The organism is Streptomyces sp. NPDC053079 (assembly GCF_044546695.1).
Lineage (GTDB): Bacteria > Actinomycetota > Actinomycetes > Streptomycetales > Streptomycetaceae > Streptomyces.
Map to the genome: position 1 here is coordinate 612,064 of NZ_JBITZJ010000001.1, position 20,702 is coordinate 632,765.

General features: G+C 72.3%; 2 protein-coding genes (1 of these 2 running past the window's edge). One reads left to right on the plus strand and one right to left on the minus strand.

Annotated elements, in window-relative coordinates; translation table 11 throughout:
* Positions 1 to 15,240, plus strand: partial view of an SDR family NAD(P)-dependent oxidoreductase gene (locus tag ACIGXW_RS02320; protein ID WP_399568963.1) — the 3' end only. It extends 16,497 nt beyond the left edge of the window; the window shows 15,240 of its 31,737 coding nt (coding positions 16,498–31,737); the start codon falls outside the window, past its left edge; it ends in the stop codon at positions 15,238 to 15,240.
* A gap of 148 nt (positions 15,241 to 15,388) precedes the next feature.
* On the opposite strand, the gene ACIGXW_RS02325 is transcribed toward ACIGXW_RS02320, so the two are convergent.
* On the minus strand, positions 15,389 to 20,701 hold the full coding sequence (locus ACIGXW_RS02325) for a beta-ketoacyl synthase N-terminal-like domain-containing protein (RefSeq protein ID WP_399568965.1): 5,313 nt from the start codon (positions 20,699 to 20,701) through the stop codon (positions 15,389 to 15,391).
* Between the last annotated feature and the right edge of the window lies 1 nt (position 20,702).

The window sequence follows — 20,702 nt, forward strand, 5'->3', positions numbered from 1 at the left end:
CCCAACGGCCCTTCCCAGCAGCGGGTGATCCGGCAGGCACTGACCGCCTCCGGGCTCGCGGCGTCCGACATCGACGCGGTGGAGGCGCACGGCACGGGTACGACGCTGGGCGACCCGATCGAGGCGCAGGCGCTGCTGGCGACGTACGGCCAGGGCCGGCCGGAGGACCGGCCGCTGTGGCTGGGCTCGGTGAAGTCGAACATCGGCCACGCGCAGGCCGCCGCCGGCGTCGCCGGCGTCATGAAGATGGTGCTGGCGATGGAGCACGGCCTCCTGCCCAGGACCCTGCACGTGGACGAACCCTCGCCCCACGTGGACTGGACGGAAGGAGCCGTCGAGCTCCTGACCGAGGCCCGGCAGTGGCCCGAGACCGGTCACCCGCGCCGCGCGAGCGTCTCGGCGTTCGGCATCAGCGGCACCAACGCGCACGTCATCCTCGAGCAGGGGCCGAGCGCGCCCGCGACCGTACCCGCTGTACCCGCCGCACCCGCAGAGCCGGCGTCCGGCGTCCCGGGCACCCTGCCCTGGCTGGTGTCCGCAGCGACCCCCGAGGCCCTGCGGGCCCAGGCCGACCGCCTGCTGTCGTTCGTGGAGTCCCGGCCGGAACCGACCCTGCTCGACATGGCCCACTCCCTCGCCACCACGCGGTCCGCTCTGGAACGCCGCGCGGTCGTCGTCGGCACGGACCGCGACGAGCTGCTGAACGGGCTGCGGGCACTCGCCCGGGGCGAGAACGCCGCGGGGGTCTTCACGGCGTCCGCGCGGAGCAGCGATCCGACGGCGTTCTTGTTCTCGGGTCAGGGTTCGCAGCGGGTGGGGATGGGCCGTGAGTTGTACGGCCGGTTCCCAGTGTTCGCCGAGGCGTTTGATGCGGTGTGTGCGGGGCTTGATGAGCACCTGGACAGTCCGTTGCGTGAGGTGGTCTGGGGTGAGGACGAGGAGCTGCTGAACCGGACGGTGTATGCCCAGGCCGGGCTGTTCGCGGTCGAGGTGGCGCTGTTCAGGCTGGTGGAGTCGTGGGGTGTCCGTCCGGACTTCGTGGCCGGCCACTCCATCGGTGAGGTCGCGGCCGCCCATGTGGCGGGTGTCTTCTCGCTGGCGGATGCGTGTGCGTTGGTGGCGGCGCGTGGTCGTCTGATGCAGGCGCTGCCTGCGGGCGGCGCGATGGTGGCCGTGCAGGCGTCGGAGGACGAGGTCCTGCCGCACCTGAACGACGATGTTTCGATCGCTGCCGCCAACGGACCGTCGTCCGTGGTGATCTCGGGTGCGGAGAGCGCGGTCGAGGAGATCCGGGCGCACTTCGAGGGCCAGGGTCGCAAGACGACGCGACTGCGTGTCTCGCACGCGTTCCACTCGCCGTTGATGGACCCGATGCTGGAGGACTTCCGCGCGGTCGTGGAAGGCCTGTCGTACGCCTCTCCGACCGTCCCGGTGGTCTCCAACCTCACCGGCAAGCAGGCCACCGACGAGCAGCTGTGCTCTGCCGAGTACTGGGTCCGCCACGTCCGTGAGGCGGTCCGCTTCGCGGACGGCGTCCGTACCCTGCAGGCCGAAGGCGTCACCCGGTTCGTCGAGCTCGGCCCCGACGCCGTGCTCACCGGAATGGTCCGGGACTGCCCGGAGGAGACGGCGGTCGAGGGCTCCGTCCTCGCCGTGCCGATGCTGCGCAAGGGTAGGGACGAGGCCGCGACCCTCACGGGCGCGATCGGTCACCTGCACGCTTCCGGAGCGGCCGTGGACTGGCACGCCTTCTTCGCCGGAACAGGTGCCCGCAATGTCGATCTGCCGACCTACGCCTTCCAGCGGCAGCCGTTCTGGGTGAACGCCACGAGCGGGTCCGCGGCCGGCGACATGGGCTCGGCCGGCGTGGGCACCGTGGCGCATCCGTTGCTGGGTGCGTTCGTGCGGCTGCCGGACACGGACGGTGTGGTGCTGACCGGCCGCCTGTCGGTGCGGACGCACCCGTGGCTGTCGGACCACATGGTCCAGGGAGCGGTGCTGGTGCCGGGCACCGGCCTGGTGGAACTCGCCCTCCGGGCGGGCGACGAGGTCGGTTGCGGTGCGCTCGAGGAACTGACCCTCGCGGCCGCGCTCGTACTGCCTGAGCACGGCGGCGTTCAGGTTCAGGTCGTGGTGGGTGCTCCGGAGTCGGGCCGTCGCCCGGTGGCGGTGTACTCGCGCCGCGACGACGCCGTCGACGACCAGGACGCGTGGACGCGCCACGCTTCCGGTTTCCTGACGCCCGATGCCGTTCCCGCGGCCTTCGACCTGGCCGAATGGCCTCCTGTGGGTGCGGAGGCGGTGTCGGTCGAGGGTGCGTATGAGGTGATGCTGGAGGGCGGTTACGGCTACGGGCCGGTGTTCCAGGGGCTTCGGGCGGTGTGGAAGCAGGGCGAGGATCTCTTCGCCGAGGTGGCGTTGCCCGAGTCGGCGAAGGACGAGGCCGCGCGCTTCGGTCTGCACCCGGCTCTCCTCGACGCCGCCATGCACGCCGCGATCCTGGTCGGGAACGCGGACGAGACGGTGATCCCGTTCGCGTGGAACGACGTGTCGCTGTTCGCGGTGGGCGCGTCCGAGGTACGGGTGCGCCTGACACGGACCGGCGGTGGCGGGCTTTCGCTGGCCGTCGCCGACGTGGCGGGCCGGCCGGTGCTGTCCGTGGGTTCGATGGTCGGCCGACCGGTGTCGGCGGAACAGCTGGAGACCGGCGGCGGCTCGGGTGAGTCGCTGTACGGGATCGAATGGTCCGCCGTACCGGTGACAGAGGGTGCCGGGGCGTCCTGGACTTCATGGGATGCACTGACGGACGCGGACGCGGACACGGACACGGACACGGACGCGGACACGGACGCGGACGCGAACGCCGACACCGAGCCGGTGCCGGAGGCGGTGGTGCTGGACTGCGGCGGTACGACGTCGCCCTCGGCGGGCGATGTGCCGTCCGATGTGCGGTCGGCGATGCACCACGCGCTGGACGCGATCCGGCGCTGGCTGGCCGAGGAGCGGTTCGCCCAGTCGCGCCTGGTCGTGGTGACGCGCGACGCGGTGGCCACGGCCGGGGGCGCGGCGCTGGATGTGGTGCAGGCTCCGGTGTGGGGTCTGGTCCGTGCGGCGCAGGCCGAGAACCCGGGCCGGTTCGTCCTGCTGGACGTCGACCGGGACCTGGAGCCCGGTGACCCGCTGCTGTCGGCCGCGGTCGCTACGGGCGAGCCGGAGCTGGCGATACGTGCCGATGAGGTGCTGGTCCCGCGTCTGGTCCGTTCGATGCCGGACGGGTCGGATGTGACGCTCGACGTCGACGGCACGGTTCTGATCACGGGTGGTACCGGTGGTCTGGGCGCGGTGGTGGCCCGTTACCTGGTCGTGGAGCGGGGCGTACGGCACCTGGTGCTGACGAGCCGCCGTGGCCTTGAGGCCCCGGGAGCGCCCGAACTGGCCGCGGAACTCGACGGCCTCGGCGCGCGGACGCGGATCGTCGCGTGCGACGTCTCGGACCGCGACGCGCTGTCCGCTCTCCTCGACGGCATCACCGCCGAGCGGCCTCTGACGGCCGTCGTGCACGCGGCCGGAGTGGGCGACAGCGCCCTGGTCGGTGCTCTGACGCGCGAGCAGGTGGAGGCGGTGCTGGCGCCCAAGGCGGATGCGGCCTGGTACCTGCACGAGCTGACGCGTGGGATGGATCTGGCGGCCTTCGTCCTCTTCTCCTCCGCCGGTGGTCTTGTACTGACCGCCGGACAGGGCAACTACGCCGCCGCGAACGTCTTCCTCGACGCCCTGGCGGCCCACCGGCACGCCGAGGGGCTCCCGGCCACGGCCATGGCCTTCGGCCTGTGGGAGGTCGGCGCCGGCCTCGGCCAGTACCTGAGCGACATCGACCGCAAGCGGATGGCGACGCAGGGCGTTCCCGCGCTCTCGTACGAGTCCGGGCTGGCGCTGTTCACGGCCGGCCTGCGCTCGGAACGTTCCACCGTCGTGCCCATTCGCGTGGACGTCGCCGCGTTGCGCGCCCGTACCGACGAAGTGCCCGCGCTGCTGCGCGGGCTGGCACCGGCGGTCCGGCGGGCGGCGGCGGTCACCGGCGGACACGCGCCGGTGGCCGACCTCGACCGGCGCCTGGCGGGCCTGACGCCCGCCGAGCGGCACCGTGCAGTGCTGCACATCGTGCGTGAGCAGGTCGCAGCGGTACTCGGACACGCCTCCGCGGAGGCGATCGAACCGGCACGGGCCTTCCAGGAGCTCGGTTTCGACTCCCTGGCCGCGACCGAACTGCGCAACCAGCTCAACCGCATCACCGGCCTGCGCCTGCCGGCCACCCTCGTCTTCGACCACCCCAACGCCCTTGCTGTGACCGGCCACATCGAAGCCGAGCTGGCGCCGGTGGCGGCCGACGGCATTCGCCAGGTGTCGGGCGAGGACGAGATCCGGCAGGCCCTGCAGACGATCCCGACGAACCGGTTGCGCGACGCGGGGCTGATGGACAGTCTCCTGGAGCTCGCGGAGGTCCGGGTCCTGTCGTCCGACGCGGATCCCTTCCCCGACGCCGACACGGAACTCGACGCCGACACGGAGCCGGGCGCCGAGACCGACGCAGGCTCCGACTCCGACGGCAGTGCGCTGCGCGCCGCGCGGTTGGAGACCTCCCGGCTGCGGAAGCACAACCGGAAGCTCTCCGCCGCCCAGCACGAGCCGATCGCCATCGTGGGCATGGCCTGCCGCTACCCGGGCGGGGTCACGAGCCCCGAGGACCTGTGGCAGCTGGTGACGTCCGGTACGGACGCGGTCTCCGCCTTCCCGGCGGACCGCGGCTGGGACCTCTCGCCCCTCCGCGACCCGAACGCCGCCCACCCCGGTGACCACTACGCCGACGCGGGCGGATTCCTCGACTCCGTGGCGGACTTCGACCCCGGCTTCTTCGGGATCTCGCCGCGCGAGGCCCTCGCCATGGACCCCCAGCAGCGGCTGACGCTCGAACTGTCCTGGGAGGCGCTGGAGCGGGCCGGCATCGACCCGACGTCCCTGAAGGGCACGCAGACGGGCGTCTTCGCCGGCGTCATGTACCACGACTACCCCGGCAGCGACGGAAACGGCAGCGTCGTCTCCGGCCGGGTGGCGTACAAGCTGGGCCTCGAAGGGCCCGCGGTCTCGGTGGACACCGCCTGCTCGTCCTCCCTGGTCGCACTGCACCTCGCGGTGCAGGCGCTGCGCCAGGGCGACTGCTCCCTGGCGGTGACGGGCGGCGTCACGGTCCTGTCGACACCCGGCGTGTTCGCCGAGTTCGGCCGCCAGGGCGCCCTCGCCCCGGACGGCAGGTGCAAGTCCTTCGCCTCGGCCGCCGACGGAACCGGATTCTCCGAGGGCGCCGGCTTCCTCGTCGTCGAAAGGCTGTCGGACGCGGTACGCAACGGTCACCCCGTGCTCGCCGTCGTCCGCGGCTCGGCCGTCAACCAGGACGGCGCCAGCAACGGCCTCACCGCCCCGAACGGCCCCTCTCAGCGACGCGTGATCCGACAGGCTCTCGCCAACGCGCGCCTCTCCGCCGACCAGATCGACGTCGTCGAGGCGCACGGCACGGGTACGACCTTGGGCGACCCGATCGAGGCGCAGGCGCTGCTGGCGACGTACGGCCAGGACCGGCCGGAGGACCGGCCGCTGTGGCTGGGCTCGGTGAAGTCGAACATCGGTCACACGCAGGCAGCGGCCGGCGTCGCCGGTGTCATCAAGATGGTCATGGCCATGCGCCATGGCGTGCTTCCGTCGACGCTCCACGTCGACGAACCCTCCTCCCAGGTGGACTGGTCGGCCGGCGCCGTACAGCTCCTGACCGGGGCCAGGGACTGGGCCGCCACCGGCCGTCCGCGGCGCGCGGGCGTGTCGTCGTTCGGTATCAGCGGTACCAACGCACACGTGCTGGTCGAGCAGGCACCGGCCGTCACCCCGGCCACGGCCGAGGAGACGGAGGGCGCGGCCCCGGTCGTGCCGTGGCTGCTCTCCGCCCACGACGGGAACGCCCTGCGCGCCCAGGCCGAGCGGCTGCTCTCCCGGATGGACGGCGACGCCGCTCTCCGGCCGGTGGACGTGGCGTTCTCGCTGGCGACGACCAGGGCGGCGCTCGAGCACCGTGCCGTGGTCGTCGGCAGCGACAAGGACGAGCTCGTGGCCGGACTCGGCGCGGTGGCGCGGGGCGAGACGCCCACTGGAGTGGACTCCGAGGGGCTTCTGGCGTTGCTGTTCTCGGGTCAGGGTTCGCAGCGGGTGGGGATGGGCCGTGAGTTGTACGGCCGGTTCCCGGTGTTCGCGGATGCCTTCGATGCGGTGTGTGCGGGGCTTGATGAGCACATGGACAGTCCGTTGCGTGAGGTGGTCTGGGGTGAAGATGCCGATCTGCTGAACCGGACGGTGTATGCCCAGGCCGGGCTGTTCGCGGTCGAGGTGGCGCTGTTCAGGCTGGTGGAGTCCTGGGGTGTCCGTCCCGACTTCGTGGCGGGACACTCCATCGGTGAGGTCGCGGCCGCCCATGTGGCGGGTGTGTTCTCGCTGGCCGATGCGTGTGCCCTTGTCGCGGCGCGTGGGCGTCTGATGCAGGCGCTGCCGTCCGGCGGCGCGATGGTGGCTCTCCAGGCCACCGAGAACGAGGTCCTGCCGCATCTGAGCGATTCCGTGTCGATCGCGGCCGTCAACGGCCCGTCGTCCGTCGTGGTTTCGGGCGCGGAGGGTGCGGTCGAGGAGATCCGGGCGCACTTCGAGGGCCAGGGCCGCAAGGCGACACGACTTCGCGTTTCGCACGCGTTCCACTCGCCGTTGATGGATCCGATGCTGGAGGACTTCCGCGCGGTTCTGGAGGGTCTGTCGTACGCCTCTCCGACCGTCCCCGTGGTCTCCAACCTCACCGGCGAGCAGGCCACTGCCGAGCAGCTGTGCTCGGCGGAGTACTGGGTGCGTCATGTCCGTGAGGCGGTCCGCTTCGCGGACGGCGTCCGTACCCTGCAGGCCGAGGGTGTGACACGGTTCCTGGAGCTCGGCCCCGACGGCGTTCTGTCGGCCATGGCTCGCGAATCGGTGGTCGACGAGGCCGCCGTGATCGTGCCCGTCCTGCGCAAGGGCCGGGCCGAGGAATCCTCGGTCGTCGACGCGGTGGCGCGACTGCATCTCTGCGGTGCGGGTGTCGACTGGCCGGCGTTCTTCGCCGGTACCGGAGCCCGCCGTGTCGATCTGCCGACCTATGCCTTCCAGCACCAGAGGTTCTGGCCCGCCGTGATGACGATGGGCGGCAGCGCGGAGGCCGTCGGACTGAAGTCCGCGGAACACCCGCTGCTCAGCGGGGCCGTGGAACTGGCGGGCTCCGACGGGTTCCTGTTCACCGGCCGGCTGGGCGTGCAGTCGCACTCCTGGCTCGCCGACCATGTGGTGATGGGCTCGGTGCTCGTGCCCGGCACGGCGCTGCTGGAGCTCGTGCTGCACGCCGGTGCGGAGGTCGGTTGCGATGCGGTGGAGGAACTGACCCTGGCCGCGCCGCTGGTCCTGCCCGAGCGGGGCGGCGTCCAGCTGCAGGTGTGGGCCGGCGAACCGGACGGGACCGGACGCCGCGCGGTGACCGTGCACTCCCGCCCGGACGACGCCGATGACCAGCTGTGGACGCTGCACGTCAGCGGCACCCTCGTGACGGATTCGTCCGCTGCTTCGTCCACCGCTTCGTCCTCGGCGGCGTTCGACGCCACGGTCTGGCCGCCGCAGGGCGCCGAGCCGGTCGACGTGAACGGCTGCTACGAGCGGTTCGCCGACGCCGGCCTCGAGTACGGCCCCGCGTTCCAGGGGCTGCGGGCGGCATGGCGGGTCGGCGAGGACGTGTTCGCCGAGGTCGCTCTGCCCGACGGCATCGACAGCGAGGCATTCGGCCTGCACCCCGCGTTGTTCGACGCGAGCCTGCACGCGGTCGCGCTGATCGGTCTGCGCGAGGGCAGCCGGGCCGGGGTGCCGTTCTCCTGGAGCGGTGTATCGCTGCACGCGGCGGGAGCGTCCGCGGTGCGGGTGCGTCTGTCCCGGACCGGCGAAGGCGACCTCTCGATCGCGATGGCGGACACCATGGGTGCCCCGGTCGCCTCGGTCGAGTCGCTGGCAGTCCGACCGATCGCGGCGGATCAGCTGAACGCTGTCGGCCACGACTCGCTCTTCGAACTCGTCTGGGCTGCGGTCCAGGTTCCGGGCGGTGAGGCGGACGCCGAGGTGTTCACCGGGCCTTCGGTGGAGACGAGCACGGATCTGCTGCCGCTCGCAGAATCGGAAGCAGATGTTCCGAGTGTGGTGCTGGTGCCGGTGGCTGCGACCTGCGGTTCCGATTCCGTAGTGGAGTCGGTGCATGCGGCCGCGTCGCGGGTGCTGGGTCTGGTGCAGTCGTGGTTGGCCGAAGAGCGGTTCGCCGGTTCGCGTCTGGTGTTCGTGACGCGAGGCGCGACGACAGGTGAGGACCTGGTCGGCGCTGCCGTCTGGGGCCTGATCCGCTCGGCACAGTCCGAGAACCCCGGACGCTTCGGCCTGGTCGACATCGACGTCGATGGCGACGAGGACTCCTCGTCGGCCCTGCTGCGTCGGTCGCTCGCTCTGGACGAGCCGCAGTTGTTGGTCCGGGGTGGTGAGGTGCTGGCGGCCCGGCTGGCCCGGGTGCCGGCGCCGGTCGAGTCCGGTCCTGCGGTGTGGAGTTCCGAGGGGACCGTACTGATCACCGGTGGTACGGGTGGTCTGGGCCGTGCGGTGGCGCGCCACCTGGTGGCCGAGCACGGTGTGCGGAGTCTGTTGCTGGTCAGCCGCAGTGGTCCGGCCGCCGAGGGCGTCGAGGAACTTGTCGCGGAACTGAAGGAGCAGGGCGCGGCGGTGGCCGTGGAGTCCTGTGACGTAACGGACCAGGTTGCGGTGGCCGAGCTGGTGGCGCGGCATCCGGTCTCGGCCGTGGTGCACACGGCTGGCGTACTGGACGACGGTGTGATCGGGTCGCTGACCCCGGAGCGTCTGTCGGCCGTCCTGCGTCCGAAGGCGGACGCGGCCTGGAACCTGCACCGGGCCACCGAGCACAAGAAGCTCTCCGCGTTCGTCGTCTTCTCGTCCGTGGCAGGCACGTTCGGGAGCCCCGGCCAGGCGAACTACGCCGCGGGCAATGCCTTCCTGGACGCTCTTGCACGGTTCCGCCAGGCCGAGGGCCTGCCCGGCGTTTCGCTGGCCTGGGGTCCCTGGACGCAGGACGGCGGAATGACCGGGGCGCTCAGCGACGCCGACGTCGAGCGGATGACGCGGGCGGGTATGCCGCCGTTGTCGGTGGAGCAGGGTCTGGCGCTGTTCGACGCCGCGCTGTCCGGGGCGGAGCCGGCCGTACTGCCGGTGCGCCTCGACCTGGCGGCCCTGCGGGCACTGGGCGACGTACCTGCCCTGCTGCGCGGTCTGGTCCGCAGCCGCGGCCGCAAGGCGGTCACGGCCGGCACTGCAGCAGCCTCCGGGCTGGTGCAGCGCCTGACGGGGCTGACCGCCGAGGAGCGGCACGAGCTGTTGCTGGACGTCGTGCGGGGCCAGATCGCGGTGGTGCTGGGCCACGCCGGAGTCGCGGAAGTCGACCCGGCCAAGGCCTTCCAGGACCTCGGCTTCGACTCACTGACGGCAGTGGAACTGCGGAACCGCCTGGGCACGGTCACCGGCCTGCGGCTCCCCGCGACCGCCGTGTTCGACTACCCCAACGCCAACGCCCTGGTGAGCTTCCTCCTGGACGAACTGCTCGGCACCGATCCCGCGGAGGCGCTGGTGCCGGTGCGGGTGTTGCCGCCGGTTGCCGATGATCCGGTGGTGATCGTGGGCATGAGCTGCCGCTACCCGGGTGGGGTGTCCTCTCCCGAGGACCTGTGGCGCCTGGTGTCCGAAGGCGTGGACGCGGTGGGCGGCTTCCCGGCCGACCGCGGCTGGGACGTCGACTCGCTCTACAACCCGGACCCGGACCACAGCGGCACGGTCTACACCCGCTCGGGCGGGTTCCTGAAGGACGCGGGGGAGTTCGACCCGGACTTCTTCGGGATGAGTCCTCGGGAGGCGCTGGCGACGGATTCGCAGCAGCGTCTGTTGCTGGAGACGACCTGGGAGGCGTTGGAGCGGGCCGGTATCGACCCGGTGTCGTTGCGGGGCAGTCAGACGGGTGTCTTCGCGGGTGTGATGTACAACGACTACGCGAATCTGCTGTCGGGTCCCGAGTTCGAGGGCTATCAGGGCAGCGGTAGCGCGGGCAGTGTGGCCTCGGGCCGCGTGTCGTACACGTTCGGCTTCGAGGGCCCGGCCGTCACGGTCGACACCGCCTGCTCGTCCTCTCTCGTGGGCATGCACTTGGCCGCGCAGGCGCTGCGGTCGGGCGAGTGCTCGCTGGCGGTCGCCGGTGGCGTGACAGTGATGTCGACGCCGACGACCTTCATCGAGTTCTCCCGCCAGCGGGGCCTCTCGCCCGACGGACGCTGCAAGGCGTTCTCCGATGCGGCGGATGGCGTGGGCTGGTCCGAGGGCGTCGGCATGGTCGTACTCGAGCGGCTGTCGGACGCGCGCCGCAACGGCCACCGAGTGCTGGCCGTGGTGCGTGGCTCTGCCGTCAACCAGGATGGTGCGTCGAACGGTTTGACGGCCCCGAACGGTCCGTCGCAGCAGCGAGTGATCCGCCAGGCCCTGGCCAGCGGCGGACTGTCCGCCGCGGACGTCGATGCGGTCGAGGCACACGGTACGGGTACGACGCTGGGTGACCCGATCGAGGCCCAGGCGCTCCTGGCCACCTACGGTCAGGACCGCGACCGCCCGCTGTGGCTGGGCTCGGTGAAGTCGAACCTCGGCCACACGCAGGCCGCGGCCGGCGTCGCGGGCGTCATCAAGATGGTCATGGCGATGCAACACGGTGTGCTGCCGAGGACGCTGCATGTGGACGCCCCGTCCTCGCACGTGGACTGGAGCGCCGGCGCCGTCGAACTGCTGACACAGCAGACCGCCTGGCCCGAGAGCGACCGTCCGCGTCGCGCGGCCGTCTCCTCCTTCGGCATCAGCGGCACGAACGCGCATGTGGTGCTGGAGCAGCCCGAGCCGGTCGAGGCAACGGACGGACAGGCCGAGCCCGCGGTCGAGCCCGGCGTCGTGCCGTGGGTCCTCTCGGGCAAGACGGTGCCGGCACTGCGCGACCAGGCCGCGCGCCTGCTCACGCACCTGACCGCGCGCGGCGAGGAGGACCTCGTCGACATCGGTCTCTCGCTGGCGACGGAACGGTCGGGCTTCACGCACCGCGCCGTGGTGCTTGCCACGGACCGGGACGCCGCGCTGCGCGCCTTGTCCGCATTGGCGGCCGGCGAGCCGGACGCGGGTGTAGTCGAGGGCCCGGCAGGGTCGGGTCGTTCGGCGTTCTTGTTCTCGGGTCAGGGTTCGCAGCGGTTGGGGATGGGCCGGGAGTTGTACGGCCGGTTCCCGGTGTTCGCGGGTGCCTTCGATGCGGTGTGTGCGGGGCTTGATGAGCACCTGGACAGTCCGTTGCGTGAGGTGGTCTGGGGTGAGGACGAGGAGCTGCTGAATCAGACGGTGTATGCCCAGGCCGGGCTGTTCGCGGTCGAGGTGGCGCTGTTCAGGCTGGTGGAGTCCTGGGGCATCCGCCCCGACTTCGTGGCCGGCCACTCCATCGGTGAGGTCGCGGCTGCCCATGTGGCGGGTGTGTTCTCGCTGGCGGATGCGTGTGCGTTGGTCAGTGCCCGGGGCCGTCTGATGCAGGCGCTGCCTGCGGGCGGCGCGATGGTGGCCCTCCAGGCCACCGAGGACGAGGTCCTGCCGCACCTGAACGACGATGTTTCGATCGCTGCCGTCAACGGACCGTCGTCCGTGGTTGTTTCGGGTGCGGAGAGTGCCGTCGAGACGATCCGGGCGCACTTCGAGGCGCAGGGCCGCAAGACGACGCGACTGCGCGTTTCGCACGCGTTCCACTCGCCGTTGATGGATCCGATGCTGGAGGACTTCCGCGCGGTTCTGGAGGGTCTGTCGTACGCCTCTCCGAACATCCCGGTGGTCTCCAACCTCACCGGTGAGCAAGCCACCGGCGAGCAGCTGTGCTCGGCCGAGTACTGGGTCCGCCACGTCCGTGAGGCCGTCCGCTTCGCGGACGGCGTCCGTACCCTGCAGGCCGAAGGCGTCACCCGCTTCCTGGAGCTCGGTCCGGACGGCGTTCTGTCGGCCGTGGCCCAGGAGTCGGTGACCGACGAGGCCGCCGTGCTCGTCCCCGTACTCCGCAGGAACCGGGACGAGGCGCCCGCCCTGCTGACCGCCCTGGCGCAGCTCTACGCCCACGGCGCGAAGGTCCGCTGGTCGGCTGCCTATGCCGGCACGGGCGCCCGGAGCGTCGATCTGCCGACGTACGCCTTCCAGCACCAGCGCTTCTGGCCCGCCGGCTCGGCGATGCGTGCCGGGGATGTCCGGTTCGCTGGTCTGGGGTCGGCCGAGCATCCGATGCTGGGTGCGGCGGTGGAGCTGGTCAATACCGATGGCTACCTCTTCACCGGGCGTCTGTCGGTGCAGTCGCATCCCTGGCTCGCCGACCACGTCGTCATGGGCTCGGTTCTCGTGCCCGGTACGGCGCTGTTGGAGCTGGCGATCCGTGCGGGTGACGAGACCGGCTGCGGTGCGGTGGAGGAGTTGACGCTTGCCGCGCCGCTGGTGCTGCCCGAGCAGGGCGGCGTCCAGGTGCAGGTGTGGGTCGGTGAGCCGGACGACGCAGGTCGCCGCGCTCTCACCATCCACTCCCGTCGCGATGGCGCTCAAGAGCAGCTCTGGACCCTGCATGCGCAGGGAACCCTGGCAGCCGAAGCGATGGCGGTGGCGTTCGACGCGGCCGTGTGGCCGCCGGAGGGCGCCGAGCCGGTCGACGTGTCGGACTGCTACGAGCGGTTCGCGGACGCCGGGTTCGAGTACGGCCCGGTGTTCCAGGGCCTGCGGGCGGCATGGCGCCTCGGCGAGGACGTATTCGCCGAAGTCGGCCTGCCCGACGGCGTGGACGGCGGAGCCTTCGGACTCCACCCGGCGCTCTTCGACGCGAGCCTGCACGCCTCCGCCTTCGGCGGGGACGACGACCAGGAGGGCGGCGGCGTGCCGTTCTCGTGGAGTGGGGTCAGCCTGCATGCGGCCGGCGCTTCCGCCGTACGGGTTCGCCTGTCGCGCGGAGGCGACGGCGCGGTGTCGATCGCGCTCGCGGACACCGCGGGCGCGCCGGTCGCCTCCGTCGAGTCGCTGATGGTCCGTCCGATCTCGGCCGAGCAGCTCAATGCCGCTGATCACGACGCGCTGTTCAAGGTCGACTGGACCACCGTCCAGCTCAACGCCATGGCAGCCGCGACCGAGTCCCTGGCCGTCGTCGGCCCGGACCCGCTCGGCCTCGCCGGTGCTCTGGCTGCCGACGGGACTGCCGACCGGACCACCGATGGGACCGCCGACCGGACCGCCGTCTTCGCGGACTTCCCGTCCCTGAGCGCGGCAGCGGACGTTCCGGAACTCGTGCTCGTGCCGTCGACAGGCGGCATCGCCGGCTCCGACGACACGGCCGGGTCGGTTCACGCGCTGACATCGCGGGTGCTGGACCAGGTGAAGTCCTGGCTGGCCGACGAGCGGTTCGCCGCGTCGCGCCTGGTGTTCGTCACCCGGGGCGCGACGACCGGAGAGGACCTCCCGGGAGCCGCGGCGTGGGGCCTGGTGCGCTCGGCGCAGGCGGAGAACCCCGGACGCTTCGGCCTGGTGGACCTCGACGGTGGAGACGGCACTTCGGCAGTTCTGCCGAAGGCGCTCGCCCTGGACGAGCCGCAGTTGGCGATCCGGGGCGGCGAGGTGCTGGCACCTCGGCTGGCCCGGGTGCCGGCGCCGGAGGCCCCGGTCGAGTCCGGTCCTGCGGTGTGGGGCCCGGACGGCACGGTGCTGATCACCGGTGGTACGGGCGGTCTGGGCCGCGTCGTGGCACGGCACTTGGTGGCCGAGCACGGTGTGCGGAGTCTGTTGCTGGTCAGCCGCAGTGGTCCGGCGGCCGAGGGCGTCGAGGAACTCGTCGCGGAACTGAAGGAGCAGGGCGCGGCCGTGGCCGTGGAGTCCTGTGACGTGACGGACCAGGCTGCCGTGGCCGAGCTGGTGGGGCGGCATCCGGTCTCGGCCGTGGTGCACACCGCCGGCGTACTGGACGACGGCGTGATCGGCTCCCTCACCCCGGAGCGCCTGTCGGCCGTGCTGCGTCCGAAGGTGGACGCGGCGTGGAACCTGCACCGGGCAACCGAGCACCTCGGGCTCCACACCTTCGTCACCTTCTCCTCGGCCGCCGGTACGTTCGGCAACCCGGGCCAGGCGAACTACGCCGCGGGCAACGCCTTCCTGGACGCCCTGGCGCAGTACCGCCGGGCCGCGGGACTGCCGGCCGCTTCGCTGGCGTGGGGGCCCTGGACCAAGGACAGCGGCATGACCGGGGCACTGCAGGACGCGGCCGCACAGCGGATCGCCCGCTCGGGCATGCCGGAGCTCTCTCCCGAGGAAGGCGTGGCGCTGTTCGACGCCGCGCTGAGCACGGCCGAGGCCGTGGTGCTCCCGGTGCGCCTGGACCTGGCGGCGCTGCGGGCACAGGGCGAGATCCACCCGCTGCTGCGCGGACTGATCCGGACGTCCGCCCGCCGGTCGGCCACGGCCGGCTCCGGCGCCGGGGCCGCGGCGGCCGCCGAACTCGCCCAGCGCCTGTCCGCGCTGTCCGTGGCCGAGCGGCACGATGTGCTGCTGGACGTGGTGCGCGGTCAGATCGCGGTCGTCCTCGGACACGCGGGTGCGGAGACGGTGGATCCGGAGCGGGCGTTCCAGGACCTCGGGTTCGACTCCCTGACCTCGGTGGAGCTGCGGAACCGCCTGAGCGCGCTCACCGGGGTCCGGCTGCCGGCCACCCTGCTGTTCGACTACCCGAGCCCCGCGGAGCTGGTCGACCACCTCTACGGGCTGGTCGTGCCGGAGGAGCCCTCGGGGCCGGAGTCGCTGCTGAGCGACCTCGACCGGCTGGAGAAGGCGTTCGGCGAGCTGGAGGTCGACGAGGAGGCCCACGAGCAGATAGCGGGCCGCCTCGAGGTGCTCAAGGCGAAGTGGAGCGCCCTGCGCAAGGACGCGCGGGCCGAGGACGACTTCGACTTCGACTCCGCTTCCGACGAGGAGGTCTTCGACCTCCTCGACAACGAGCTCGGCCTCTCCTGACCGAATGATCTGAGGAAAGCCCGAGGGCCCGGTCTTCTCGAAGACCGGGCCCTCGGGCTTGCGCTGTGAGCGAGAACAAAGCAGGAGGCATGCGAAAAGCGGCGGACGGCCTCTGCCGTCCGCCGCTTTTCGCGGTCAGGTGAGCGGACTAGCCGGCGCTGTCGCCGTCCATGAGCCGGAAGAGCTCCTCGTCCGTGGCCGCCTCGATGTCGATGCCGCCCTTCACCACCGCCGGGGAGGGCGCCCACTGCGCCGCCACGGCCTTCAGCCGGGCCGCCGTCTCCGCGTCCATGCCGGCGCCGGCCGCGAGCACGCTCTCCAGTTCGTCCACGAGAGCGGCCGCATCCCGCCGCGTGCCCCCGGTGGAGCGGCCGAGGCCCTCCCGTACGAGGCTCTCCCCTACGAGGCGGGCGATGGCGGTGGGGGTCGGGTGGTCGAAGACGAGCGTGGTCGGCAGCTGCATGCCGGTGACCGAGATCAGCCGGTTGCGCAGCTCTATCGCGTTCACCGAGTTGATGCCCATGTCGGAGAAGGACTGGTCGGCCGCTTCGTCGCCCTGCGGCATCTGTCCGCCGAGTACGGCGGTGACCTCGGCCAGCACCATGGCCAGCAGGGCCTCTTCCCGTTCGGGATCGCCGAGGCCGGACAGCCGGAAGGACAGCGAAGGCCCTTCGCCGCCTTCCCCGCTGTCGGTGGAGCGCCACCCATCGCCGTCGGCCGTACCACCGAGCTCCGTACCCGGCGCCGGCCAGTACCTGCGGTGCTGGAAGGCGTACGTCGGCAGCGGCACGGCCGCGGCTTCCGGCAGGACGGCCCGCCACGCGACCGGCATTCCGTGGCCGTGGAGCCGGGTGATCGCCGTGAGCACATCGCGCACTTCTCCGCGATCCCCGTGCTCTCCGCGCACCGTGGGCACCACCGCGGCCGTCGGCCCGCGCCGGGCGGAACCGAGGCACTCGTCGATCATCGGTGTGAGCGCGGGAGCCGGTCCCAGTTCCACGAAGACCGCGGTCCGCTCGGACCGCAGGTGTTCCACGGCGTCCGTGAAGCGCACCGCGTCCCGTACGTGCCGGACCCAGTACTCCGGATCCTTGGCCTCTTCCGCGGTCAGCGGGCGGCCGGTCAGGCAGGAGACGAGCGTCATCGACGGCTCGGAGAAGGAGAGGGCGCCGACGGCGGCACGGAAGTCCGCGAGCATGGGGTCCATCAACGGCGAGTGGAAGGCATGGCTGACCACGAGCTGCTTGGCCTTGTGCCCGGCTGCGACGAGCCTGTCGGTGAGCTCGGCGAGCGGCGCCGAGGCCCCGGACAGCACGATCGAACGCGGGCCGTTCACCGCGGCGATCGACACGCGGTCCGTCAGCCCCTCCAGCCACGGGGCCACCTCGTGCTCCGCGATGCGCACGGCCACCATGGCCCCGCCCGCGGGCAGCGCCCGCATCAGCCGGCTCCTGGCCGCGACGAGGGCGCACGCGTCCGGCAGCGAGAGCACTCCCGCCACGTGCGCGGCGGCTATCTCGCCGACCGAGTGCCCGGCCAGGAGGTCCGGGACCGCTCCCCATGAGGCGAAGAGCCGGTACGACGCCACTTCGACGGCGAACAGCGCCGGCTGCGCGTACCCGGTGTCGTCGAGGAGAGCCGCGGCCTCCGAGCCGGGGTCGGCCCACATCACCGACGTCAAGGGCCGGTCCAGCAGCGGGTCGAGCGCCGCGCAGACCTCGCGCAGGGCGTCGTCGAAGACGGGGAACGCCTCGGCCGGCTCACGCCCCATGCCGAGCCGTTGGCTGCCCTGGCCGGTGAAGACGAAGGCGCACTTGCCACGGCCGTCCGACGCGTCGCTCTGCTCCCGGACGACCGTGCGGGGGGACTCACCGCGCCCGAACGCCGCCGCGGCCGCGGCCAGCCCGGCACGGTCGGAGCCGGTCACGACGGCCCGGAAGGGGTGCAGGGCACGGGTCGTGGCCAGCGAATAGGCGATGTCCCGGGCGGACGAACGGGGGTGCGCGGCGAGGTGTTCGGCCAGCCGCCGCGCCTGCGCCCGCAGCGCGGGCTCGCTCCGGGCGGACAGCAGCCACGGCACGGCCGGTCCGGCATCCGGTGCGGCCGGCCGCAGCCCGGGGTCCCGCAGCTCCGCCGACGCCGCCACCTCTCCCGGCTCCGGCGGTTCCTCCAGGATCACGTGGGCGTTGGTGCCGCTGATGCCGAACGAGGAAACACCGGCCCGGCGTACGCGTCCGCTCCGCCTGGGCCAGGGCCGTGCCTCGGTCAGCAGGCTCACCGCGCCGGTGGACCAGTCGACGTGGGACGTCGGCTGCTCGGCGTGCAAAGTCTTCGGCAGGACGCCGTGTTCCAGGGCCAGCACCGTCTTGATCACTCCGGCGACCCCGGCGGCGGCCTGCGTGTGCCCGATGTTCGACTTGACCGAGCCCAGCCACAGCGGCTGTCCGTCCTCGGGGCGCGCCCGGCCGTAGGTCGCGAGCAGCGCCTGGGCCTCGATGGGGTCGCCGAGCGTCGTTCCGGTGCCGTGGCCCTCCACCGCGTCCACGTCCTGCGGCACGAGCCCGGCACGGTCCAGCGCCTGGTGGATCACGCGCTGCTGTGCGGGCCCGTTCGGCGCGGTGAGGCCGTTCGACGCCCCGTCCTGGTTGACCGCGGAGCCGCGCACCACGGCCAGCACCCGGTGCCCGTTGCGCCGAGCGTCACTCAGCCGCTCCAGCAGGAGCAGCCCCACGCCCTCGGACCACGCGGCACCGTCGGCGGCGTCCGCGAACGACTTGCAGCGGCCGTCCGGGGACAGCCCGCGCAGCCTGGAGAACTCCACGAACGACGACGGCGTCGCCATGACGGCGACACCACCGGCCAGCGCGAGGGACGACTCGCCCGACCGCAGGGACTGGCACGCCAGGTGCAGGGCGACGAGCGAGGACGAGCACGCCGTGTCCACGGTGAGCGCCGGGCCCTCGAACCCGTAGGCGTAGGCGATGCGCCCGGACAGCGCGCTGGCCGCCGTGCCGATGCCGAGCAGCCCCTCCAGTTCCCCGGAGCCGGCGGCGCCGTGGGCACTCGCGTAGTCGTGGTACATCGCGCCGGTGAAGACGCCGGTGCGGGTGCCCTTGAGCGTCCTCGGGTCGATCTGCGCCCGTTCGAAGGCCTCCCAGGCCGTTTCGAGGAGGAGCCGCTGCTGGGGGTCGGTCGCCAGGGCCTCGCGCTCGGACATGTCGAAGAAGCCGGCGTCGAAGTGGCCCGCGTCGTACAGGAAGCCGCCTTCGCGGGCGTAGGACGTGCCCCGGTGGTCGGGGTCCGCGTCGTACAGCGCCTCGAGGTCCCAGCCGCGGTCGGCCGGGAAGGCCGAGACGGCGTCGGTCTCCCCGACGACCAGCTCCCACAGGTCTTCCGGGGAGAGCGCTCCTCCCGGCAGGCGACAGGCCATGCCGACGATGACCACCGGATCCGCGGGATCGGTGGCGCCGCCGTCAGCTGCCCGAAGGCGATCCCGCGTTCCCTCCGGCTCTTCCTCCGATCGGCTTGCCAGGAATCGTGCGACCGCGACGGGCGTCGGGAAGTCGAAGGCGAGAGTGGCGGGAAGCGGGGTTCCGGTCGCCTCCTGCAGCGCGTTGCGCAGCCGGATGGTGAGGATCGAGTCGAGGCCCAGGCTGCGGAAGGTGGCCTCGGGGGCGATGCCGTCGGCCACGCCTTCGGCGTCCTTCCCCAGCACCTTGGCCACGCAGGCGCCCACCAGGTCGAGGGCTTCGTCGACGGTGCGCGGCGCGCTCTGCGGGGCACCGGCCCCCTCGCGGCGTGCCGACGAGGCGACGGCGTCCGTGCCGAGCATCTGCTGCAGGGCCCGCCGGTGGAGCTTTCCGGCGGGGGTGAGGGGGAGTTCGCCGACCGTGACCAGTTCGAGGGGGATCTTGTAGTCGGCCACGCCGCGGTCCTGCAGGAAGTCGGTCACCTCCGTGAGGCCGATCGCGGGATCGGCCCGGTCGGTCAGGACCAGGCACGGGTACTCCCCGAGCCGGGGGTCGGGCTTGCCGAGCACGGCGAGCGGGCCGATCCCGGGAAGCGCGGCGAGCAGGCCCTGGATTTCGGTGGCGTTGAACTTCCTGCCGCCCACGTTGATGAGTTCGGCCGCCCGGCCGTGGAAGGCCACCAGGCCGTCCGCGTCGACGCCGGCGAGGTCGCCGGTCCGCAGCCAGCCCTCGTCCGTCACCGCGGACCGGGTGAGCTCCGGATCGCCGAAATAGCCCCGGAACATTCCGGGGCTCCGGTACTGCAGTTCGCCGACCTCGCCCGGCGGACACTCCCTGCCGTTCTGGTCGACGACGCGGACGCGGGCACCGGCTGTCGGCCGTCCCACGCTGCGCACGGCGACCTCGGCGGGGTCGTCGGCCAGGGTGCAGGTGCCGGTGCCCAGCTCGGACATGCCCCACACCACGACGAGGGCGCAGTCGAGCGCCGCCCTGACGTCCTCGACGAGCGCACCGGGGATGGCCGCACCCGCCGTCCGTACCTCCCTGGGGCGGAATCCGGCGCTCTCCCCGGTCTCCGCGAGCCGCGCGACGATGTCGTGCAGCTGCGTGGGCACGGCGAAGACGACGCTCGGACCGGCCTGCCGGGCCAGCGTCAGGAAGCGGTCCGGGTCCCAGCCGCCCAGCAGAACCTGCCGGCACGCGGCGAAGAGCGCCGAATGCATCGACTGCAGACCGAACAGATGGGTGAGGGGGCAGGCCGTGATGACCGCCGTGGCGAACGCCTCGGCGGCATCCGCCGTCACGGACGCCGTGTTCGACAACAGACCGTCGTGGCTGTGCACACAGATCTTCGGCCGCGCGGACGTCGTGCCCGAGGAGGGCACGAGGACGAAGGGCATCTCCGGCCGTACGTCCACCGGGTGCGGGGAGGCGCCCTGCCAGGTGTCGCGCAGCGCCTCCAGCGAGAACACGCCCGGGGCCGCCGGCTCACCGGCCGCCCCGGCGATCAACACGGCCCGCAGCGAGGGCACGGTCCGCAGCAGCGCGTCCGCGCCCAGCGGCCCCTGCCCGCCCGGGCCCGCCGCGTCCTGCGTGCTGTGCGGCAGGACCACGGCGACCGGTTCGACGCGGGTCAGGAGCGCGTGGACGTCCTTGCTGCCGTTGCCCAGGTGGACGGGCATCATGACGGCGCCCACGGTCGCGACGGCGATGTGCAGCGTCTGGAACTCCGCGGAGTTCGGCAGGTGGACCGCCACCACGTCGCCCGCCCCGACCCCCAGTTCCTGCAGGGCCCGGGCCATGGCGGCGACCTCCGCTTCCCACTGACGCCAGGTCAGCGACCGGTCGCCGTCCGAGAGGGCCACCGCCTCGGGGTCGGTGGCCACGGCGGCCCGGAACACCTCCGGAAGCGTGAAGCCGCCCAGCGCGCTGCCGCCGCCTCCGGGGTCGGCGGACGGATCGATCGCGTAGTCATCTGTGTGGACGGACACT